Origin of the sequence: Streptomyces sp. NPDC005262 (genome assembly GCF_042872425.1) — a bacterium.
In the GTDB taxonomy this organism is placed as follows: Bacteria; Actinomycetota; Actinomycetes; order Streptomycetales; family Streptomycetaceae; genus Streptomyces.
Map to the genome: position 1 here is coordinate 297,374 of NZ_JBIAKK010000005.1, position 20,621 is coordinate 317,994.

Sequence of the window (20,621 nt, forward strand, 5' to 3'; positions counted from 1 at the left end):
GACGAGGGCGGTACGGGAAACTCCGTACCGCCCTCGTCGCATGCGCCCGTCCGTCGTCAGTTCGTGCCGATCTTCGCCAGCAGGTCGACGATGCGGGACTGCACCTCTTCGCTCGTCGAGCGTTCCGCGAGGAACAGCACGGTCTCGCCCGAGCTGAGCTTCGGCAGTTCCGCCCGGTTCATGTCCGCCGAGGTGTAGACGACCAGCGGGGTCCGGTTGAGCTGGCCGTTCGCGCGCAGCCAGTCGATGATCCCGGCCCGGCGGCGGCGTACCTGCATCAGGTCCATCACCACCAGGTTCGGCCGCATCCGGGACGCCAGCGAGACCGCCTCGTCGTCGGTGGCGGCCCGCGCGACCTGCATGCCGCGGCGCTCCAGCGTCGCCGTCAGTGCCACCGCGATCTCTTCGTGTTCCTCGATCAGCAGCACCCGCGGCGGGTGCTGCTCGCTGTCGCGGGGAGCGAGCGCCTTGAGGAGCACGGCGGGATCGGCACCGTACGCCGCTTCCCGCGACGCCTGCCCCAGACCGGCCGTCACCAGTACCGGAACCTCCGCGGCCACCGCCGCCTGGCGCAGCGACTGCAGGGCCGTACGCGTGATGGGGCCGGTCAGCGGGTCGACGAAGAGCGCCGCGGGGAATGCCGCGATCTGGGCGTCCACCTCCTCGCGGGAGTGCACGATCACCGGCCGGTAGCCGCGGTCGCCCAGCGCCTGCTGGGTGGAGACGTCGGGCGCGGGCCAGACGAGGAGCCGACGCGGGTTGTCCAGCGGCTCCGGGGGCAGCTCGTCGTCGACCGGCTGCGGCGACGGACGGTTGGCGACCTCCACCGCGCCTCCCGGACCGTCCAGCGGCTCCGGACCTTCGGCGCCCTCGTCGGGTGCCCCGATGGCGTATGCGCGCCCCTCGGCCGCCGGGGCGGACAGCAGTTGCCCGGAGGTGCTGGTCGTGGGAGCAGCGGCCGGTGCGACACCGGGCTGTGCGACACCGGGCTGTGCGGCGGCCGGATGCGGCACGGCGGGCTGTGTGGTGCGCTCGGCCTCGGGCGGGGCGGCGAGCTTACGGCGCCGGCCGGCGCCACCGAGCGTCTGGTTCTGCTGATGGGCGAGGTGCTGGACGAACGGCACGCCCTGCCCGAGCGTCCGCACGCTGAACGCACGCCCCTGCGTCGAGTCGGCCGACGCGGATGCGGGCATGGGGGCCTCGGCCGGCAGGGGCTGGCGCCGCGCATCCGGCACGGGCTCGGCTGCCGGAGCGGGCACGGGTGCAGGTACGGACGCGGTGTCTCGCGGGCGGCTCTCCGTCACACCGGCGGGGTCGGTGGTGCCGGTGGTGTGGGTGGTGTGACCCGCTCCGGCCCGGTCCAGGCCGTCGCCGGGGGGTGTGACAGGGGCCGGCCCCTGTCCCGAGGCGCCGTCCTCCGCCCAGCCCCCGGGCTGCGCGGGCTGCATCGGCTGCTGCAGAGGCTCCGGCTGCAGCGGTGCGCCGGCCTGACGGGCCCGGCGGCGGCCGGTCGGCGTGGGTTGCGCCTGCGGTGGCGTGTGCTCGTCGTGCGGGCCCCGCACGACGCCATGGTGTCCGGGCAGCGAGGAGTCCGCCTCACCGGCCGTGGGCGGGATCCGGTCGGCCTCGGCGGGCGGGAGCGCGAACGCGGTCCGCGGCCCCGCCGACTCGGCCGGAACGGACCGGTCCTGCGCGGTCCCGAGCGCCCGCCGGGCCCGCCGCCCGGTCGCTTGCGGCTGGGCCTGGCCCTGCTGCGGGCCGGCCTCGCTCTGCCCCTGGCCGGCGGCAGGAGCGACTGCCGGGAGGGCCAGCTGATTCTCATGGCCCTGACGAGTCCGGTGTCCGCCCGCAGGCGCCGGCATCTCGGCCGGAACGCCCTGCGGCGGCACGGTCTGCCCGCGCTGCGGACGGCCGCCACCGCCCTGTGCGCCCTCGGCCGCCGTCACCACGGAGCCCTCGGACGGTGCCGCGGCTCCGGGCAGGGCCAACGCCTGCCCGGGCCCCTGCGCGGGCTGCGGAGACTGGGTGGACTGTGCGGGCAGCGGGGACTGCGCGGGCGCACCCGGCGCCTCGGCCGGGCTGGGCCTCCCTCGCCTACGCCCGGATCCCTCGCCCTGCTGCTGGGCGGGGACGAGCCCCTGGGGCGACTGCGGACCCTGCTGAGCCGGCTCCTCCTGTGCCACCGCTTCACGCCGCGCCCGGCGCCGTCCGGTCGGCTCCACCGCCCCAGGGCCGGCCTCCGGTCCGGCTTCCGCCGCACCCACCGGGCTCTCCAGGAAGGCGTCCGTCGACGCCCTGCGGGCCCTGCGCCGCCCGCCGGGCGGTGTGCCCGGCTGCTCCTGAACGGCACCGGCTCCGGCAGCACCACCGACCGTCGCCTCCGCCGGTGCCTGCACGGCGGGCGGCTCCGGCGGCATCACGGTGCCCGACCCCGCGCCCAGCGGCACCTCCAGCACATATGCGCTGCCGCTCATTCCCGGCATCTCGTGCGTCTGGAGCACACCGCCGTGCGCCCGCACGATTCCGCGCACGATCGGCTCGTGCACCGGGTCTCCCCCGGCGAACGGTCCGCGCACCTCGATCCGTACGACCTCACCGCGCTGCGCCGCCGCCACGACCACCGTCGAGTCGACATAGCCGCCGCCCGGCACCACACGCGCCTTGCCGGTCGAGTCGACCCCGGCGACATCCGCGACCAGATGCGCGAGCGCAGTCACCAGTCGACCCGCGTCGACCTCGGCCTCGATCGGCGGCGCATGCACCGCGAACTGGGCCCGGCCGGGGCCGATCAGCTCGACGGCGGCGTCGATGCCGGCCGTCACGACGCCGTCGAGCAGCACGGTCTCCTTGACCAGCTGCTCCGCACCGCTGTCCAGCCGCTGGAAGCCCAGCACGTTGTCGACGAGTGTCGTCATGCGGGCATAGCCGGCAGCCAGGTGATGCAGGATCTGGTTGGCCTCGGGCCACAGCTGGCCCGCCGGGTCGGCGGCGAGCTTGAAGAGCTCGCCGCGCAGCTCCTCCAGCGGGCCGCGCAGCGACTCGCCGAGCACGGCCGTCAGCTGGTGGTGCCGGGCGGTCAGGTCCGTGATCCGTTCGGCCTGCTCCTCCAGCTCCGCCGCGTACCGCTCGGTCCGGTCGGCCAGCTCGGTGGTGTGCTGTTCGGTGAGCTCGGCGACCTCGGCGGTGTGCCGTTCGGTGAGCTCGGCGACCTCGGTGGTGTGGCTCTCGGTCAGCTCGGTGAGCTGCGCCGTGTGCTGCTTGGTGAGTTCCTCGTACGGCCTGCGATCGGTGAACGTCATCACCGCGCCGACCAGCTGGTCCCCGTCGCGGACCGGCGCGGTCGTCAGGTCGACCGGCACCTGGGCGCCGCTCTTGGACCACAGGACCTGCCCGCGCACCCGGTGCTTGCGCCCGGACTTGAGCGTGTCGGCGAGCGGCGACTCCTCGTACGGGAACGGCTCGCCCTCCGCACGCGAGTGCAGGATGAGCGGGTGCAGCTCCTGGCCGCCCAGGTCGCTGGCCCGGAATCCGAGGATCTGCGCGGCGGCGGGGTTGACCAGAACGACCCGGCCGTCCGTGTCCGTACCGACGACACCCTCGGCTGCGGCCCGCAGGATCATCTCGGTCTGCCGCTGCGAACGGGCCAGCTCGGCCTCGGTGTCGACGGTGCCCGACAGATCCCGTACGACGAGCATCAGCAGCTCGTCGCCCGTGTAGCTGCCGGTGTAGCCGGCCTGGAAGTCGTTGTACGCGGCCTGCCCGTCCTCCAGGCTGGCGCTGGTGACCTCGACCGGGTACTCGGTGCCGTCGGTCCGCCGCGCGGTCATCCGCGTCGGCTTCGTACGGCCCCGCTCGTCCGCGGCCTCGGGCGTGCGCATCGACCCCGGAATCAGCTTGGAGTCGAACTCCGGCAGCAGATCGAGCAGTCCACGACCGACGAGCGCGGTGCCCGGAGTCTCGAACATTTCGAGGGCGATGGTGTTGGCGTTGACGACCGTGCCGTTGCAATTGACGAGCAACAGCCCGTCCGGAAGGGCATCGAGTATGGCTGCGAGGCGAGCAGCGCCTCGGGATGGCCTGCTGCTCACGACGACGCTTCCTCCCTGATTACCGCACCTTGCCGACAGCGGGCCCCATCTTGCCCCTCGGGCCGCAGGCTGTCACTGGAGGAGTCTAAAGGCAGGGGAGGGGCATCCGACGGCGGATGAGGGGGAGCTCTCACCAAGGTTCTGTGCATACGGTGTACGACTCCTGCGCTGTGCGAGTCCTGTGAAGCTCCCGGTACGGGTTCTGCGACGAGCCCGGAAGCCGTGGTCAGCGGACGTTGGGAAGCACCGGCCGCAGCGTGTTCCAGCGGGCGATCTCGCATCCGTTGGTCCGGTCGAAGGGCGCGTCGACGTGCTGCCCCCGCCAGGTCCCGGTGACCCGGGCCGTGGCCGAGCCGCCGAACTGCTGGGTGCACATGGCGTCCGCGGGCACCGGACGGAAAGGGTTCGTGCCGCCGTCCCTGTCCGTGGACTGCGCGAGCTCCGCCAGCCGGTCGCACGCCTGCTGCGCCACCGGATGGGTGCCGCCGGCCGGGAGGCAGCGCAGTTCGTACACGCCGTCGGCCTCCCGGTCGCCGGAGCCCGAGACCGTCACCCTCAGCCGGGTCTGCGCGCTGCCGTCGTCGCCCTGGAGCGCCGACGGCAGCGGCAGCGGAAGAGTCAGCAGCGGCACGGGGCCTGTTGCGGCGGTCGTGGCCGGTGCGGCAGCCGACAGCACGGCGAGGGATGCGACAGCGGTGAGGGCGAGGCGGCGCAGCATGCGGAGCTCCTGTCGGACGCGGAAGAACGGTGGAGGCGGTACCCCCGTCCTCACTAACGCTCCGCACGCCGCGGCGTTGCGCAACCCGGACGCTTTGCTCTCGTGGCCGACTGCCTAGTACCGTAGGCGGCGATTGGAGAGACAGCGCTCAGCTGTGTCATCATCTGCACGCACCACTCGCGCTCGCGCGAGGTGTGCTGGAGGCGTCGCCTAGTCCGGTCTATGGCGCCGCACTGCTAATGCGGTTTGGGTCTTAAAGCCCATCGAGGGTTCAAATCCCTCCGCCTCCGCTTGATCGCTGAAGCCCCGAGCCACTGGCCGGGGCTTCAGTCGTATCCGGACGCGCAACGCGCTCGCGGCAGCGCGAAGCGAGGTGACCGAATGAGGCGCCACACGGCGTATTCGCAGGTCAGAGGCGGTGTGGGCAATGGATTTCGCGTGACGGCGCGGGTCATGTAATGTTGTTCCCGCAACGCCGACCAGGCAGAAAAGCCCGGAACGCCAAGCACTCGTAGCTTAACGGATAGAGCATCTGACTACGGATCAGAAGGTTGCAGGTTCGAATCCTGCCGAGTGCACAGCAGGCCGGAGGCCCTCAGGAGAAATCCTGAGGGCCTCCGGCTTTTGCGTTGACGGCAGTGTTCGACGGGCTGTGGAGCAAAGGGGACCTGACGCCAGGCGGCCGGGGCGAGCGCCCAGTTCGACCCGGCGAGCCGGAATCCGCAGTGTCCCTTCGCGAGTGCCCGGAGCCCTGTGGCTGTCGCGGCCGACCGGCGTGGCGTCACCCACCTGTTCGCGCCCGGGGACCGAGTCGTCGTCCAAGGCCGGTAGAAGTACGGCCGGGTCAGGCCGACGCGTTGACGGCCGATCCTGCCCGGGCCCGCTCCTGCGCGACGCGGCGGCGCCGGGTCGGCATCCCGAGCGTCGGGTTGGCGACGCCCCAGGCCGCGCCTTTGCAGACCAGCTCCTTGTAGACGGCGGCGAGCCGTCCGGTCAGGGCCGCCCGGACGGCACGGTCGTCGGCGGTGACGTACTGGATCACGCCTTCCTTGCGGCCCAGTGAGATGCACTGGTTGAAGTAGCGGAGCGGCGCGTTCGGGAGCTTCCCGCCGGTCAGGCGTGCCGCGATGGCATCGGTTGCCTGCCACGCGGTGGGGGTGCCCGAGGCGCACGACATCCGCAGCGGCTTGTCGCCGGGGCCCATGGCCATGGCCGCGTCGCCGATGGCGTACACGTCCGGGTGCGAGACCGAACGCATGGTCCCGTCGACCACGATCTGACCTGTTCCGGTGACCTCCAGAGCGGTGGCCTTCGCGATCGGGTGGACCGCGAAGCCGGTGGTCCACACGGTGACCGTGGCCGGGACGGACGTGCCGTCGGCGGTGGTGACGCAGTCGGCCCCCACGCCGGTGACGGCGGTCTGCTCGTGCACGGTGATGCCGAGCTTGTCGAAGACCTTCCGCAGGTGCCGGCGGCCTTTGGGCGAGAGCCAGTCGCCGAGCCCGCCGCGGGCGGCGAGGGCGACGTCGAGGTCCGGGCGGGCCTCGGCGATCTCGGCCGCGGCCTCCAGGCCGGTGAGGCCGCCGCCGACGACGACGACGGACTGTCCGGCATCCAGGCCGGCCAGGCGCTTGCGCAGCCGGAGTGCTCCGGGGCGGCTGGTGATCTCGTGGGCGTGCTCGGCGGCGCCGGGGACGTCCTGGGTGTTCCAACCGCTGCCGAGGGCGTACACGAGGCTGTCGTACTCCAACTCCTCGGCACCGTTCGCGTCGATGACGGCGACAGTCTTGCTGCCGACGTCGACGCCGGTGACCTTCGCGAGCTTCAGTTCGACGCCGGTGCCCGCGAACATCTCGCTGAAGGGCCGGGGCTTGAGGTTCTGGCCGACGGCCAGCTGGTGCATCCGGACGCGCTCGACGAAGTCGGGCTCGGCGTTGACGAGAGTGATGGCGACGTCCTCGCGTCGCAGCCGCTTGGCGAGGCGACCGGCGGCGATGGCTCCGGTGTATCCGGCTCCGAGGACGATGATTCGGTGAGGCATTTCCCTGCTCCTGTCTCGCGCGGGTTCGCCACTTGAACCGGGCAGCCCGCCGTTTCCTGACAAGAGCGCGATGTGAAGCACCTCACATCGAGGTCAGAAGGCGTTGAGCAAGGGTTCCCCGTGGTCCCCGGCCGCCCACCGCCGGGTCGCGCGTTCGAGCTTGTCCGGGTTGACCTGGTTGCGGAACGCGGCAATGCCCTCGGCGGTGACCTCCAGGCACATGACGCCGACGACCCGGCCGTCGAAGACAGCCACGAGGGCGGGGGCGCCGTTCGCGGTCGTGGCGTAGATCCCGGGGGAGCCGCCGACGATGGCGCGCTTGGCCTTGCCGGGCTTGAACAGGCCCCGCACGAATTTCGCGACCGCGAGGGCACCTTCGAACGCCTTGGCGCGGGCCGGGACCTTCCCGCCGCCGTCACCGATCGAGATGGCGTCTTCGGTGAGCAGCCGCACGAGCGGCTCGGTCCGGCCGCTGGTGGCGGCCGCGAGGAACTCCTCGACGATTCGCCGGGCTGCGGCCTCGTCGATCTCGGTGCGGGTCCTGCCGTCCGCGACGTGCTTCTTGGCGCGGTGGAAGATCTGCTGGCTGGCGGCCTCGGTGATGTCGAGGATCTCCGCGATCTGCCGGTGCGGGTAGTCGAAGGCCTCCCGCAGCACGTACACCACCCGTTCGTTGGGGGAGAGGCGCTCCATGAGGGTGAGGACCGCGTACGAGACGGATTCGCGCTGCTCGGCGGTGTCGGCCGGGCCGAGCATCGGGTCCCCGGCGAGCAGCGGCTCGGGCAGCCATTGGCCCACATAGGTCTCGCGCCGCGTGCGGGCCGAGGTGAGCTGGTTGAGGCACAGGTTGGTGAGAACCTTCGTCAGCCAGGCCTCGGGGACCTCGATGCGGTCGATGTCGGCGGCCTGCCAGCGCAGGAACGTGTCCTGCACGGCGTCCTCGGCATCGCTCGCAGAGCCGAGGAGGCGGTAGGCGATGGCTTCCAGGCGGGGCATGCAGGCTTCGAACCGGTCCATGTCGTTCACGGTCAGAGCCATGGCCCGGATCCTAGTACCGCGACGGACCTCGGGCTGCGTCCCTGCGCTGTTCGACCGTACTGGTCGGCGTGGTCGTCGCATCCGTTCGTGGCCTGTCCGTCAGGATCTCCACCCCGGCGCGGAGCGTCGTTACGATCGCATGCATGAGCTGGCACTGCACCGGGTTGCGATGGCCCCAGGAAGGGCCGGTCCTGGGGTGGCGGAAGGGCGGGGCGACGGACCGGGCGAAGCGTGAGGCCGGTTCGACGCGGGTGAGTGTCCTTGCGTACGGGAAGGAGCTCGGGTTCCGCGCCGGCGGTGAGCGGCACTGTGTGGGCGCCCGGGGGAACGTATGTCCGCTGGCGGCCGTGGTGTCCGGGCGGAGTACCGGGGCGCGGTGCCCGGAGTGTGCGCGGCTGGACCGGGCGCACTCGGTGGCCGCCGACACGATTGCCGACGACCCGCGGACGTACCGCGTCTATCTCGCCTGGTTCGGTCCCGCCATGGTGAAGGTGGGGATCACCGCCGAGGCGCGGGGCGCGGCGCGGCTGCGGGAGCAGGGGGCCGTGGTCTACAGCTGGCTGGGGCGCGGGCCGCTGATGGCGGCGCGCCGTACCGAGGAGCTGCTGCGGTCGGCGCTGGGGGTGCCGGACCGGATCCCCTACGCGCGCAAGCGTGCGGTGCGGGCCGCGCTGCCCGGGGCCGCGGAACGGGTCGCGGAGGTCGAGGGGCTCTACGGGCAGGCGGCTGCGCTGGAGCGGGACGGGGCCGGATGGCCGCAGTCGCTGGAGCGGCTGCCGTTCGAGCCCGTCGATCACATGGGGCTGTTCGGGCTCGACGGCCCGGTCGAAGTGGCCCGGGCGGTGACCGAGTTGATGGACGGCGGGGTCGTCGCGGGGCAGCTGGTCGCGGCCGCCGGGCCCGATCTGCATCTGGCGGCCGCCGACGGCGTGGTCGTGCTGGACACCCGGCTGATGACCGGATGGGAACTGGTGGGGGCCGATGCGCGGTCGGGGGTGACGGTGCCGGTGATCGATATCGGGGGCGGCGGCGTGCAGGACGGGCTCTTCTGAGATCGTCGGTGATCAGGTCGGGACGGGGCGGACGAGGAGTGCGCGGTGAATGGCGGCAGCGATGACGTGGTGCGGTTCTGGGAAGGGCTCGGGCTGCCGGGACTGATCGATGTCCATACGCATTTCATGCCGGAGCAGGTGCTCCGCAAGGTGTGGGCGTACTTCGACTCCGCCGGTCCGCTGACCGGGACGGAGTGGCCGATCGCCTACCGGCACGACGAGGACGAACGGCTCGCGCTGCTCCGGTCCTTCGGCGTGCGGCGGTTCACCTCGATGCTCTATCCGCACAAGGCGGGGATGGCGGCCTGGCTGAACGGCTGGGCAGCCGACTTCGCGCGACGGGTGCCCGACTGTCTGCACACCGCGACCCTCTTCCCCGAGGAGGGCGTGGAGCGTTACGTCCGCGAGGCGGTCGAGGCGGGGGCGCGCATCTTCAAGTCGCACCTTCAGGTCGGGGCGTACGACGCGAACGATCCACTGCTCGAACCGGTCTGGGGGTTGCTGGCCGAGGCCGCGGTCCCGGTCGTGATGCACTGCGGTTCCGGTCCCGCACCCGGCAAGTACACCGGGCCCGAGCCGGTCGGCCGGCTGCTCGCCCGGCATCCGCGGCTGCGCTTGGTGGTGGCACACATGGGGATGCCCGAGTACGCGGAGTTCCTGGCGCTGGCGGAGGCGTACCCCGAGGTGCGGCTCGATACGACGATGGCGTTCACGGACTTCTCGGAGGACCGCACGCCGTTCCCGGTGGCGGAGCGGGGACGGCTCGCCGATCTCGGGGACCGGATCCTGCTGGGGACGGACTTCCCGAACATTCCGTACCCGTACGTGCACCAGCTGCATGCCCTGGAGCGGCTGGAGTTGGGGGACGACTGGTTGCGGGCGGTCTGCTACGGGAACGCGCACGCGATGTTCGACCGGCGCTGAGCCCGCCTTTCCTGGTTTCTCAGGGAATTCACAGGATCGGGAAAGGACCCTCTCAGAGGCGTCGCACAGGGTTGCGGCATGACGACGACCACGCCCCAGGGGCGTACCGAACTGCTGAGGCCGGACCGCAATCCCGTCCGCGTGCTGGTCGTGGACGACGAGGCGCCGCTCGCCGAGCTGCTCTCCATGGCCCTGCGCTACGAGGGCTGGGAGGTGCGCAGCGCCGGGGACGGTGCGAGTGCCGTCCGCATGGCGCGCGACTTCCGGCCCGATGCGGTGATCCTCGATGTGATGCTGCCCGACACCGACGGGCTCTCGGTGCTCGGCAAGCTTCGCCGGGATCTCTCCGAAGTCCCCGTGCTGTTCCTGACCGCACGCGACTCGGTGGAGGACCGGATCGCCGGACTCACGGCGGGCGGCGACGACTATGTGACGAAGCCGTTCAGCCTGGAGGAGGTCGTGGCGCGGCTGCGCGGGCTGATCCGGCGGTCCGGGACGGCGACGGTACGGAGCGAGTCGACGCTCGTCGTCGGTGACCTGGTGCTCGATGAGGACAGCCATGAGGTGAGCCGGGGGACGACCTCCATCCACCTCACCGCGACCGAGTTCGAGCTGCTGCGCTTCCTGATGCGCAATCCGCGACGGGTGCTGAGCAAGGCGCAGATCCTGGACCGGGTGTGGAACTACGACTTCGGCGGGCAGGCGAACGTCGTCGAGCTGTACATCTCGTATCTGCGTAAGAAGATCGACGCCGGACGGACGCCGATGATCCACACCCGGCGCGGGGCCGGGTATCTGATCAAGCCCGGTGAGTAGCGCGGTGAGCGGACGGGCGCGGCGGCGCGGAGAGCGGTGGGGAAGGGGGCCGTGGACGCTGCGGACCCGACTGGTGGTGTCCGCGGTGACGCTGATCGCCGTGGTGGCCGCGGTGATCGGTTCGGTCACCACCATCGCCTTCCACAGCTACATGTACGACAAGCTCGACGACCAGCTGCACTCCATCGCCATGCGTGCCTCGAAGCCGCCGGGCGGCGTTGGCGGGGGCGCGGGGGAGCTGCCGATGCCCGGCGGCGGTCCGGACGACGACCCGCTGGCCTTCATCGACGCCCGCGGGCAGCCCTTCGGCACGCTCGGCGCGGTGGCCGTGGACGGTTCGATCACTGCGTCGAGCGTGGTCCAGGAGAATCCCGACGCCCTCGAGCAGAGCGCCGCGGCCGGTGAGCGGCCGCTGAAGAGTGCGGAGGGGAAGGCCCTGGAGGCGGCGGACGTCGAGGTCGGGGAAGGGGTGCGGAGCGTCGATCTGCCCGGACTCGGCCCGTACCGCGTGGAGGCTGTCGTGGGAGCGGACAGGACGACGACCGTCCTCGTCGGCATCCCCGCCGCCGAGGTGCGCGGCGCCCTCACCACCCTGATACTCGTCGAGGTCTGTGTCACCGGGGCCGGGCTGATCGCCGCCGGGATCGCCGGGGCCGCCATGGTCGGGGTCGCACTGCGGCCGCTGCGCCGGGTCGCAGCGACCGCCACCCGGGTCTCCGAACTCCAGTTGCACAGCGGTGAGGTGGCACCCCTGGAGCGGGTGCCGGATGCCGAGGCGGATCCGCGGACCGAGGTCGGACAGGTGGGCGCGGCGCTCAACCGGATGCTGGGCCATGTCGGTTCGGCGCTGGCGGTGCGCCAGGAGAGCGAGATGCGGGTACGGCAGTTCGTCGCGGACGCCAGCCATGAGCTGCGGACACCGCTGGCCTCGATCCGCGGCTACGCCGAACTGACCCGGCGCGGACGCGAGGAGACCGGTCCCGACACCCGGCACGCGCTGGGGCGGATCGAGTCCGAGGCGGAGCGGATGACGGGCATGGTGGAGGATCTGCTGCTCCTGGCCCGCCTCGATGCCGGGCGCCCGCTCTCGTACGAGAGCACTGATCTGTCGCCGATCGTCGTCGACGCGGTGAGCGATGCCCGCGCAGCCGGGCAGCGGGGTCATCACTGGCGGCTGGAGCTGCCCGACGAACCCGCGACCGTGCACGCCGATCCGACCAGGCTCCACCAGGTACTGGTCAATCTGCTGGCCAATGCCCGAACGCACACCCCGCCCGGTACCACCGTCACCGCGCGCGTACGGGCCGGGGCCGCTCATCCGTGGGTGACGCTGGAGGTACAGGACGACGGGCCGGGAATCCCGGTGCAGCTGCTGCCGCATGTTTTCGAACGGTTCGCGCGCGGCGATGCGTCGCGCTCGCGCAACGCCGGTTCCACCGGGCTCGGCCTGGCCATCGTGCAGGCTGTCGTCACCGCGCACGGCGGCCGGGTGGAGGTGCGGTCGGTGCCCGGGTGCACGGTCTTCGCCGTCCATCTGCCTGCGGTTCTGCCTGCTGTTCCGCCGGTCCGTACCGACTCACAGCACAACCACAGGTCCATCACACCGGTGTGACAGCGGGGTTGGCGACTGTCGATGACATGCGAACCGACTCTTCCTGGAGCACCTTGCCGGCCCGGGAGCATCTCCTGGCCGGAGTGGTGGACGCGGCGGATGCCCCCGTCCTCGACGTGGTGGTACCCGTCTACAACGAGGAGAAGGACCTCGAAACCTGTGTGCTGCGCCTGCACGACCATCTGGTGCGCACCTTCCCGTACGCCTTCCGGATCACCGTCGCCGACAACGCGAGCACCGACCGCACGCCCCAGGTGGCGGCACGGCTGGCGGCGGTCCTCCCGCGGTGCCGCTCGTACCGGCTGGAGGAGAAGGGGCGCGGACGGGCTCTGCGTACCGTCTGGTCGCAGTCGGACGCCCCGGTCCTCGCCTACATGGACGTCGACCTCTCCACCGACCTCAACGCTCTGCTCCCGCTCGTCGCACCGCTGATCTCCGGGCATTCGGACCTGGCCATCGGATCGCGACTGGCCCGCAGTTCGCGTGTCGTGCGGGGATCCAAGCGGGAGTTCATCTCGCGGGCCTACAACCTCATCCTCCGGTCGTCGCTGGCCGCGCGGTTCAGCGACGCGCAGTGCGGGTTCAAGGCCATTCGGCGGGACGTCGCGCAGCGCCTGCTGCCGATGGTCGAGGACACCGGCTGGTTCTTCGACACCGAGATGCTGGTCCTCGCAGAGCGCGCCGGGCTGCGCATCCACGAGGTGCCGGTGGACTGGGTCGACGACCCCGACTCCACGGTCCACATCGTGCGGACGGCTACCGAGGACCTGAAAGGTGTGTGGCGGGTGGGCCGGGCGTTGGCCGTCGGGGCACTGCCGCTGGACCGTCTCGCCCGGCCCTTCGGGGACGATCCGCGCGACCGTGGACTGAGCGGGGTGCCGGGCGGTCTGGCCCGGCAGTTGGTCGGGTTCTGCGTCGTGGGCGCGCTCTCCACGCTCTTCTACCTCGCCCTGTACTCGCTCTTCCGACTGGGCGCCGGCCCGCAGATCGCCAACGGCGGTGCGCTGCTGGTGTCGGCCGTCGCCAATACGGCGGCCAACCGGAGGCTCACCTTCGGCGTACGCGGCCGGAGCGGCGCGGTACGCCACCAGGCGCAGGGCCTCGTCGTCTTCGCCGTCGGCCTCGCACTGACCAGCGGCTCGCTCGCGGCGCTGGGCGCGGCGTCCGGATCACCCTCGCACGGCACGGAACTCGCCGTGCTGATCGCGGCCAACCTCGCGGCGACGGTGCTGCGGTTCCTGCTCCTGCGCGCCTGGGTCTTCCCGGACCGGGCCCCCGCGGCCGGCCGCGCCGACGACACTCACCACGAACTGGGGAACGTCCGATGACCACCCTGCACCCCACCGACCGATTTCCGACACCGCCGACCACGGCCGCACCGGCTGCGGACGAGCCGTTCCTGCGGCGTGTATGGAAGGGCAGGCCCGAGGACCCGCGCTGGGCACGGCCCGCCTTCCTCGCCCTGCTGCTGGTCATCGCGCTGGCGTACCTGTGGAACCTCAGCGCATCCGGCTACGCCAATTCCTTCTACTCCGCCGCCGTGCAGGCCGGCAGCCGGAGCTGGAAGGCGTTCTTCTTCGGCTCGCTGGACGCGGCGAACGCCATCACCGTCGACAAGCCCCCGGCCACGCTCTGGCCGATGGCCCTGTCGGTGCGGATCTTCGGTCTCAGCTCGTGGGCGATCCTCGCTCCGCAGGTGATGATGTGCGTGGCGACGGCGGGGGTGCTGTACGCGGCGGTACGCCGCCGGTTCGGCGCGGCTGCCGGACTGATCGCGATGACGGTGTTCGCGCTGACGCCCGTGGCCGCGCTGATGTTCCGTTTCAACAACCCGGACGCGCTCCTCGCGCTGCTGATGACGGTGACGGTCTACTGCGTGCTGCGCGCGCTGGAGAACGGCCGGACGAAGTGGCTGGTGTGGGCCGGGGTCGCGGTCGGTCTTGCGTTCCTGTCGAAGACCCTGCAGGCGTTCCTGATCCTGCCGCCGCTGGCCGTGCTGTACGCGGTGTGTGCGCCGACGACGGTACGGAAGCGGTTCGGCCAACTCGGGCTGTCGGCGCTCGCGATGGTGGTCGCGGGTGGCTGGTGGGTGGCGATCGTCGAACTCTGGCCCGCCTCCTCCCGCCCGTACATCGGCGGGTCGCAGAACAACTCCTTCCTGGAACTGACCTTCGGTTACAACGGGCTCGGCAGGATCAGCGGCGACGAGACCGGCAGCGTCGGCGGCGGCGGTGGTCCGTCCGGCGGCCAGTGGGGCGAGACCGGCATCGGCCGGATGTTCAACTCCGAGATCGGCAGCCAGATCTCCTGGCTGCTGCCCGCCGCGCTGATCCTGCTCCTCGCGGCCATCTGGATCACCTGGAAGGCGAGGCGGACGGACACCGCCCGCGCGGCCTTCCTCGCCTGGGGCGGCTCGCTGCTGATGACCGCGGTCGTCTTCAGCTTCATGGCCGGCATCTTCCACCAGTACTACACGGTCGCCCTGGCCCCCTACATCGCGGCGCTCGTCGGCATGGGCGTCACGGTCCTGTGGGAGGAGCGGGCCAAGTGGGCGGCGAGCGGAATGCTCGGCGCCACGGTCGCTGTCACGGCGCTGTGGTCGTACGTGCTGCTGGGGCGGGCCCCGGACTACCTGCCGTGGCTGCGCTGGGCCGTCCTCGTCGGCGGTCTCCTGGGCGCGGCGGGTCTGCTGCTCGCGGCCCGGGCCGGGCGCCGGCTGGCGTTCGCCGCGGTGGGCATCGGGTTCGTCGCATCGCTGGCCGGGCCGGCGGCGTACACCCTGACCACGCTGAACACCGGGCACCAGGGCTCGATCGTCACGGCCGGCCCGTCGGGCGCCAGCACGATGGGCGGTGGCGGCCGGGGTGGTACCGGGGGCGGTGGGGGAATGCAGCCTCCGGGCCGGAACGGCCGGAGCAGCCAGGCCGATCAGCAGGGCGGCGCCATGGGTGGGCCGCCGACCGGCGGCCAGGGCGGCATTCCGACCGGCGGTCAGGGTGGCTTTCCGGGCGGTGGCCCGCAGGGCCAGGCCCAGGGCAATCAGCAGAACGGCATGCCGGGCGGCGGCCCTGGCGGCATGGCCGAAGGCGGCATGGGTGCGGGCGGCGGCATGGGCGGTCTGCTGAACGGCTCGTCGGTCGGCTCGCAGGCCGAGAAGCTCCTGGAGAAGAATGCCGGCGCCTACACCTGGGCGGCCGCGGCCATCGGATCGCAGAACGCCGCCAGTTACCAGCTCGCCACCGGCGACCCGGTGATGGCGATCGGCGGCTTCAACGGCAGTGATCCGTCCCCGACGCTCGCCCAGTTCAAGCAGTACGTCGAGGACGGAAGGATCCACTACTTCATTTCGAGCGGCACGGGCGGGATGGGCGGTGACAGCGGCACCTCGTCCAAGATCAGCTCGTGGGTCGAGGACACCTTCGAGAAGGTCACTGCCGGCAGTTCGACCTTCTACGACCTGACCCGGCCCAAGAGCTGATCCGAACCGGCCGTCAGCGTCGGAGCAGCAGCAGATCGGCGACAACCGGGCGGTGGTCCGAGGCGAGTGTCTCGGCCACCGCCGCGTCGCGTACCCGTACGCCGTCCTTGGACACGGCCACGAAGTCGATCCGCTTCACGGGGTTCAGCGCGGGGTAGGTCGGCGCGCCCGGTTCGGCATCGGCCAGCTCCTGCCAGAGCGGGGCCAGTTCCGGAGCGCCCGGCTCCGCGTTGAAGTCGCCGAGCAGTACCTTCCGCCCCTCGTCCTCCGCCATGACGCGCCGGGTGTCGGCGACCTGTGCGATCCGCACGGACGGGTCACCGCGGTAGTCGAGGTGCGTCACATACACATGCACGGGCATCCCCTTCACCCGTACCACCACCTCGCCGAAGCCGGGTGCGGGCGCCGGCACGGGGTCGGGGACCTGGGTGGAGAGCCGGGTGATCTCGTGGTTCTCGGCGCTCACGATCCGGTACCTGGACAGCACCGCGACGCCGAACTCACGCCTTGGCGCGCCCGGTGTCGTGGGATCGAGGCTGTATATCGGGGCGAACGACACCCGCATGTGCAGACGCTCGGCCAGTTCGCCCGCGACATCCCGCCACTGACTGCGGGTGTCCCAGTGGACGTCCACCTCCTGAAGCCCGATCACGTCGGCGTCCAGTGCGCGCAGTTCCGCCGCCTGCCGGTCCAGATCGAAGACGTTGTCCATGCCGGCGCCCGCATGGATGTTGTACGTGGCGACGCGCAGCGGCACCGGACGGCCGTGCCCGACAGCTCCGGCGGGCGGGACGGCGGCCACCCCCAACAGGCCTGCAGCGATCAGGACTTCCGCCGTACGACGACGCAGTGACATGCCACTCCCGGTGCTAGTCGGCTCCCTCTCGGATCAGCGTCGAGCACCGTACCGCGCGAAAGTTGCTTGTAGGCCGTACGCGGGTTGCTTTACGGTGTACAAGGACTCTCCCGTACACCGTATAAGAACTCCAGGAGCTCAAGGAGCCCGCATGACGGCGACCGAAGCCGCCCAGAACCGGCTCACGTCCCCAGGCCACCCGCAGCGCTGGATGATCCTCGGCGTCATCTGCCTCGCCCAGCTCACCGTGCTGCTCGACAACACGGTCCTCAACGTCGCGATCCCCTCCCTCACCCGGGAGCTGGACGCGTCCACCGCCGATGTGCAGTGGATGATCAACGCCTACTCGCTCGTCCAGTCGGGTCTGCTGCTCACCGCCGGCAGCTCCGCCGACCGCTACGGCCGCAAGAAGATGCTGCTCGCGGGCCTCGCCCTGTTCGGTATCGGTTCTCTGGTGGCGGGGCTCGCCCAGTCGTCCGGGCAACTGATCGCCGCCCGTGCGGGCATGGGCATCGGCGGTGCGCTGCTGATCACCACGACCCTCGCCGTCGTCGTCCAGATCTTCGACGACGCCGAGCGCGTGAAGGCGATCGGTATCTGGTCCACCGTCAACTCGCTCGGTTTCGCCGTCGGGCCGCTGATCGGCGGGGTCATGCTCGACCACTTCTGGTGGGGCGCGATCTTCCTGGTCAACATTCCGGTCGCGGTCATCGGCCTGGTCGCCGTGGTCCGGCTCGTTCCCGAGTCCAAGAACCCGCGCGGCGACCGTCCCGACCTGCTCGGCGCGCTGCTCTCCACCGTAGGTATGGCCGCTGTCGTGTACGCGATCATCTCCGGGCCGGCCCACGGGTGGACCTCGGGCCGTGTCCTGCTCACGGCCTTCACCGGGGTCGCCGTCCTCACCGGCTTCGTGCTGTGGGAGCTGCACATCCCGTACCCGATGCTGGACATGCACTTCTTCCGGAACCAGAAGTTCATCGGGGCGGTCGCGGGCGCGATCCTGGTGGCGTTCGGGATGGGAGGCTCGCTGTTCCTGCTCACCCAGCAGCTCCAGTTCGTTCTTGGCTACGAACCGCTGGAAGCGGGTCTGCGTACGGCTCCGCTGGCGCTGAGTGTCGTCGTGCTCAACCTCACGGGCCTGGGCGCCAGGCTGGTGCCCAGGCTGGGCACGCCCGCCACCATCGCCGCCGGCATGAGTCTGCTGGCCGCGGGTCTCGCCGCGATCGCGCTGTCCGGCGGCAACGGCTACGGCGGCATGCTGCTGGGCCTGGTCGTGATGGGCGCGGGCATCGCCCTCGCCATGCCTGCCATGGCCAACGCGATCATGAGTGCCATTCCGCCGGAGAAGGCGGGCGTGGGCGCAGGGGTCAACGGCACGCTGGCCGAATGCGGCAACGGGCTCGGGGTAGCGGTGCTCGGTGCGGTCCTGAACTCCCGGTTCGCCGCCCTCGTGCCGGCGGCGGTAGGCGCCGCCTCGCTGCCCGCCGCCGTCGCCGCGGCGACCGGAGACGGGGAGCGGCGTCGGATCACCGACGCCTTCGCCTCGGGGCTGGAGACGAGTCAGCTGGTCGGAGCGGTGGCGGTGCTGGCCGGCGGTCTGCTCGCCGCCGTACTGCTGCGGCGGGCGGAGCGGGCAGAATCGGCTCAGGCAGACTCGGCCGCGGCGGCGGCCTAGCATCAGGCGGGGCGTACCGAACGCATGAACCCGGTTCCTGCGCACCGGATGCGGATCCGGTCCGCCCCGCCGGCAAGACGAGGAGAGTGCGCCATGGTGTCCGCGGCCGACCGTGTGAAAAACCGTGCCCGGACCAGCGTCTGGCTGGACCGGCGGACACCCTCGCGCACCCGCAGGGCCGACCAGCCGGCCGGACTCGACCGCGAGAAGATCACCGCGGCAACGGTCCGGCTGCTGGACGCCGAGGGCCTCGCCAAGTTCTCCATGCGCCGGCTCGCCGCCGAGCTGGACGTCACCGCGATGTCTCTCTACTGGTACGTCGAGACCAAGGACGACCTGCTGGAGCTGGCCCTGGACTCGGTCTACAGCGAGATCGCGCCTCCCCGGGAGGAGGCGCACTGGCACGACCGGCTGCGTGAACTGGCCACCACCTACCGGGAACTGCTGGTCCGGCACACCTGGGTGTCGCCGCTCGCGGGTCACTTCCTCAACATCGGCCCGCACTCGATGCTGTTCTCGTACGCCGTCCAGGATGTGATCCGGGCGACGGGGCTGCCGCTGCGCAGGCAGACGGGAGCACTCTCCGCGGTCTTCCAGTTCGTGTACGGATTCGGCACCATCGAGGGCCACTTCGTGCAGCGCAGCGCGGAGGCGGGGCTCAGCCAGGACGAGTTCTTCCAGCAGGCGATGGGCACGATCCGGTCCCAGCCGCAGCTCAGCCGGATCGTGGAGTCCTCGCAGGACCTGATGGACGCCCGCGGCGGCGACACGGTCGAGGAGATGCGGGAGCGGGACTTCACCTTCGCCCTGGACCTGCTGATCGCGGGCATCGAGGCGATGCGGGACCGCTGAGATCCTGCCCGTCCCGGCACACGACTCTCAGTACCCGCGCCCCACATCCACGGCCGTGTCCGGCATCCGCCGCTCCGCCATCGCCTCCCAGCACGCGGCGAAGTCGATGACGATGTCCTCGTCCGCCGTGATGCCCGCGGAGTGCGAGGTGATCACCGTACGGGGCAGCTGCCAGCACCGGTCGCCGGGTGCGGCGGGCTCCTCGGGCAGTACGTCGAGCACCGCGCGTCCCACCGCACCGGTGTGCAGGGCGGCCTCCAGCGCCCGCATGTCCACTGTCGCGCCCCGGCCGACGTTGATGAACGTGGCTCCGCCCATGCCCGCGAAGCGCTCCGTCCCGAAGAAACCGTCCGTCGCGGGGGTCAGCGGCAGCGTGGAGACCACCCACCGCGCCGAGGCGAGCGACCGTGTGTCGTCGTCCGCCCCGACGACCTGGTCGAAGCCCGCCGGCGCCGTACGCGCCCCGCGCCCGACGCCCACGGTCCGGATGCCGCACGCCCGCAGCAGACCGGCGACGGCCGAGCCGATGCGACCGGTCCCGTAGATCACGGCGGTCTGCCCGGTGGCGAGTTCGGAGGGGATACGGCGCCACTCGGCCCGTGCGTGCTGGGCGGCGAACTCGGGGACGGACTGGCAGTCGGCGAGCACCCAGGCCAGTACGTACTGGGCGATCCGCTCACCCATACGGCCCACCGTCCGGGTGAGCAGCGCCCCGGGCGGCCACGGTCCGGCGCCGAGCAGGGCGTCCGTGCCGGCGTTCACGCTGTGGAACCACACCAACGGCCCGCTCCGAAGTGCATCCGGCAGCGTGGCCCCGACGCAGATGAAGGGTTCCTCCGGCGGTGTGCCGGAGAAACCCTGTTCCACCGGGCGGCCGGTGATCCGCTCCAGACCGCGGACGACGGAGGCACCGACGGTCGGTGCGGCCAGCAGCCGGGCCCGGGCGAGCAGGCCCGGTGCCGGAAGGTTCTCATTCATCCCGGAACAGTGGTCAGTTGCCGGGCGCCAGGTGGGCGGGGAAACCGCCCGTGGCAATGGGGCCCCACCGCTCCGGAGTGATCCGGATGATCGACTTGCCCTGCTTCACCATCGCCGCCCGGTACTCGTCCCAGTCCGGATGTTCCCCCGAGATGTTCCGGAAGTACTCGACGAGCGGTTCGATCGAGTCGGGGGCATCGATCACCTCGGCCGAGCCGTCGATCTGCACCCACGCCCCGTTCCAGTCGTCCGAAAGGACGATCACGCTGACGCGCTCGTCCCGCTTCGCGTTACGGGTCTTGGCCCGTTCGGGATACGTCGAGACGACGATCCGGCCCGCGTCGTCCACGCCACACGTCAGCGGCGAGCCCTGGGGGCGGCCGTCGGACCGGGTGGTCAGCAGGATCGCCCGGTGCCTGGGCCGTACGAACGCCAGCAACTCGTCGAGCTCCACGGCGGTGTTGGTCGCGATGTTGGGTGCCATGTCCGCAGA

At 71.5% G+C, this 20,621-nt stretch carries 15 protein-coding genes and 2 tRNA genes; 10 read left to right on the forward strand and 7 right to left on the reverse strand.

Annotated elements, in window-relative coordinates; translation table 11 throughout:
- Positions 1–56 precede the first annotated feature (56 nt).
- Both ACFYP5_RS16550 and ACFYP5_RS16555 read right to left on the reverse strand, forming a co-directional pair.
- The gene (locus ACFYP5_RS16550; protein ID WP_389035931.1) at positions 57–4,088 is read right to left on the reverse strand and encodes a PAS domain-containing protein; all 4,032 of its coding nucleotides are present in this window, start codon (positions 4,086–4,088) and stop codon (positions 57–59) included.
- A gap of 226 nt (positions 4,089–4,314) precedes the next feature.
- Entirely contained in the window at positions 4,315–4,806 is a 492-nt protein-coding gene (locus ACFYP5_RS16555; RefSeq protein WP_389035934.1) for an SSI family serine proteinase inhibitor, read from the reverse strand.
- Between the two features lie 199 nt (positions 4,807–5,005).
- Between ACFYP5_RS16555 and ACFYP5_RS16560 the strand changes: the two genes are divergently transcribed.
- Together ACFYP5_RS16560 and ACFYP5_RS16565 are read left to right on the forward strand one after the other, a co-directional pair.
- Positions 5,006–5,096 (forward strand) — tRNA-Ser (locus ACFYP5_RS16560).
- A 215-nt stretch (positions 5,097–5,311) separates the two neighbouring features.
- Positions 5,312–5,384 (forward strand) — tRNA-Arg (locus ACFYP5_RS16565).
- A gap of 266 nt (positions 5,385–5,650) precedes the next feature.
- On the opposite strand, the gene ACFYP5_RS16570 is transcribed toward ACFYP5_RS16565, so the two are convergent.
- Positions 5,651–6,847 (reverse strand): NAD(P)/FAD-dependent oxidoreductase, encoded by a 1,197-nt coding sequence (locus ACFYP5_RS16570; protein ID WP_389035937.1) that lies wholly within the window; start codon positions 6,845–6,847, stop codon positions 5,651–5,653.
- Between the two features lie 93 nt (positions 6,848–6,940).
- Positions 6,941–7,885 (reverse strand): RNA polymerase sigma factor SigJ, encoded by a 945-nt coding sequence (sigJ, locus tag ACFYP5_RS16575; protein ID WP_389035939.1) that lies wholly within the window; start codon positions 7,883–7,885, stop codon positions 6,941–6,943.
- A 143-nt stretch (positions 7,886–8,028) separates the two neighbouring features.
- Between sigJ and ACFYP5_RS16580 the strand changes: the two genes are divergently transcribed.
- The 6 genes from ACFYP5_RS16580 (at position 8,029) to ACFYP5_RS16605 (ending at position 15,767) form a co-directional block, all read left to right on the forward strand.
- A complete protein-coding gene (locus ACFYP5_RS16580) occupies positions 8,029–8,937 on the forward strand; it encodes a DUF2797 domain-containing protein (RefSeq protein ID WP_389035941.1) in 909 nt (302 codons plus the stop codon).
- Between the two features lie 45 nt (positions 8,938–8,982).
- On the forward strand, positions 8,983–9,861 hold the full coding sequence (locus ACFYP5_RS16585) for an amidohydrolase family protein (protein ID WP_389035943.1): 879 nt from the start codon (positions 8,983–8,985) through the stop codon (positions 9,859–9,861).
- Between the two features lie 78 nt (positions 9,862–9,939).
- On the forward strand, positions 9,940–10,677 hold the full coding sequence (locus ACFYP5_RS16590) for a response regulator transcription factor (protein WP_266983553.1): 738 nt from the start codon (positions 9,940–9,942) through the stop codon (positions 10,675–10,677).
- Entirely contained in the window at positions 10,670–12,289 is a 1,620-nt protein-coding gene (locus ACFYP5_RS16595) for an ATP-binding protein (RefSeq protein ID WP_389035946.1), read from the forward strand. The genes ACFYP5_RS16590 and ACFYP5_RS16595 overlap by 8 nt, the downstream gene beginning before the upstream one ends.
- 26 nt (positions 12,290–12,315) lie before the next feature.
- Positions 12,316–13,617 carry a glycosyltransferase gene (locus ACFYP5_RS16600; protein ID WP_389035949.1) on the forward strand — a complete coding sequence of 434 codons (1,302 nt, stop codon included), beginning with the start codon at positions 12,316–12,318 and terminating at the stop codon, positions 13,615–13,617.
- Positions 13,614–15,767, forward strand: a complete 2,154-nt coding sequence (locus ACFYP5_RS16605) for an ArnT family glycosyltransferase (protein ID WP_389035952.1) — start codon at positions 13,614–13,616, stop codon at positions 15,765–15,767. Before ACFYP5_RS16600 ends, ACFYP5_RS16605 begins: the two co-directional genes overlap by 4 nt.
- A 13-nt stretch (positions 15,768–15,780) precedes the next feature.
- Here ACFYP5_RS16605 and ACFYP5_RS16610 read toward each other — a convergent pair whose 3' ends face one another.
- Positions 15,781–16,623 (reverse strand): endonuclease/exonuclease/phosphatase family protein, encoded by an 843-nt coding sequence (locus tag ACFYP5_RS16610; protein ID WP_389035955.1) that lies wholly within the window; start codon positions 16,621–16,623, stop codon positions 15,781–15,783.
- 151 nt (positions 16,624–16,774) lie between these two features.
- Here ACFYP5_RS16610 and ACFYP5_RS16615 point away from each other — a divergent pair, with 151 nt between their 5' ends.
- Both ACFYP5_RS16615 and ACFYP5_RS16620 read left to right on the forward strand, forming a co-directional pair.
- Complete coding sequence (locus ACFYP5_RS16615; protein ID WP_389035958.1) at positions 16,775–18,298, forward strand: MFS transporter; 1,524 nt, start codon at positions 16,775–16,777, stop codon at positions 18,296–18,298.
- Between the two features lie 93 nt (positions 18,299–18,391).
- Positions 18,392–19,150 carry a TetR/AcrR family transcriptional regulator gene (locus ACFYP5_RS16620; RefSeq protein ID WP_389035961.1) on the forward strand — a complete coding sequence of 253 codons (759 nt, stop codon included), beginning with the start codon at positions 18,392–18,394 and terminating at the stop codon, positions 19,148–19,150.
- A 27-nt stretch (positions 19,151–19,177) separates the two neighbouring features.
- Here the strand turns inward: ACFYP5_RS16620 and ACFYP5_RS16625 are convergent, their stop codons facing one another.
- Both ACFYP5_RS16625 and ACFYP5_RS16630 read right to left on the reverse strand, forming a co-directional pair.
- Positions 19,178–20,128, reverse strand: coding sequence for an NAD(P)-dependent oxidoreductase (locus ACFYP5_RS16625; protein WP_389035964.1), 951 nt, complete (start codon positions 20,126–20,128; stop codon positions 19,178–19,180).
- A 13-nt stretch (positions 20,129–20,141) separates the two neighbouring features.
- Positions 20,142–20,612, reverse strand: a complete 471-nt coding sequence (locus tag ACFYP5_RS16630) for a PPOX class F420-dependent oxidoreductase (RefSeq protein WP_389035966.1) — start codon at positions 20,610–20,612, stop codon at positions 20,142–20,144.
- Positions 20,613–20,621 lie beyond the last annotated feature (9 nt).

Excerpts from the sequence above, each read along its gene's own strand:
- ACFYP5_RS16555 (WP_389035934.1), bottom strand. The coding sequence starts at position 4,806 with ATGCTGCGCCGCCTCGCCCTCACCGCTGTCGCATCCCTCGCCGTGCTG.
- ACFYP5_RS16570 (WP_389035937.1), bottom strand. The coding sequence starts at position 6,847 with ATGCCTCACCGAATCATCGTCCTCGGAGCCGGATACACCGGAGCCATC.
- sigJ (WP_389035939.1), bottom strand. The coding sequence starts at position 7,885 with ATGGCTCTGACCGTGAACGACATGGACCGGTTCGAAGCCTGCATGCCC.
- ACFYP5_RS16580 (WP_389035941.1), top strand. The coding sequence starts at position 8,029 with ATGAGCTGGCACTGCACCGGGTTGCGATGGCCCCAGGAAGGGCCGGTC.
- ACFYP5_RS16590 (WP_266983553.1), top strand. The coding sequence starts at position 9,940 with ATGACGACGACCACGCCCCAGGGGCGTACCGAACTGCTGAGGCCGGAC.
- ACFYP5_RS16600 (WP_389035949.1), top strand. The coding sequence starts at position 12,316 with ATGCGAACCGACTCTTCCTGGAGCACCTTGCCGGCCCGGGAGCATCTC.
- ACFYP5_RS16605 (WP_389035952.1), top strand. The coding sequence starts at position 13,614 with ATGACCACCCTGCACCCCACCGACCGATTTCCGACACCGCCGACCACG.
- ACFYP5_RS16610 (WP_389035955.1), bottom strand. The coding sequence starts at position 16,623 with ATGTCACTGCGTCGTCGTACGGCGGAAGTCCTGATCGCTGCAGGCCTG.
- ACFYP5_RS16615 (WP_389035958.1), top strand. The coding sequence starts at position 16,775 with ATGACGGCGACCGAAGCCGCCCAGAACCGGCTCACGTCCCCAGGCCAC.
- ACFYP5_RS16620 (WP_389035961.1), top strand. The coding sequence starts at position 18,392 with ATGGTGTCCGCGGCCGACCGTGTGAAAAACCGTGCCCGGACCAGCGTC.
- ACFYP5_RS16625 (WP_389035964.1), bottom strand. The coding sequence starts at position 20,128 with ATGAATGAGAACCTTCCGGCACCGGGCCTGCTCGCCCGGGCCCGGCTG.
- ACFYP5_RS16630 (WP_389035966.1), bottom strand. The coding sequence starts at position 20,612 with ATGGCACCCAACATCGCGACCAACACCGCCGTGGAGCTCGACGAGTTG.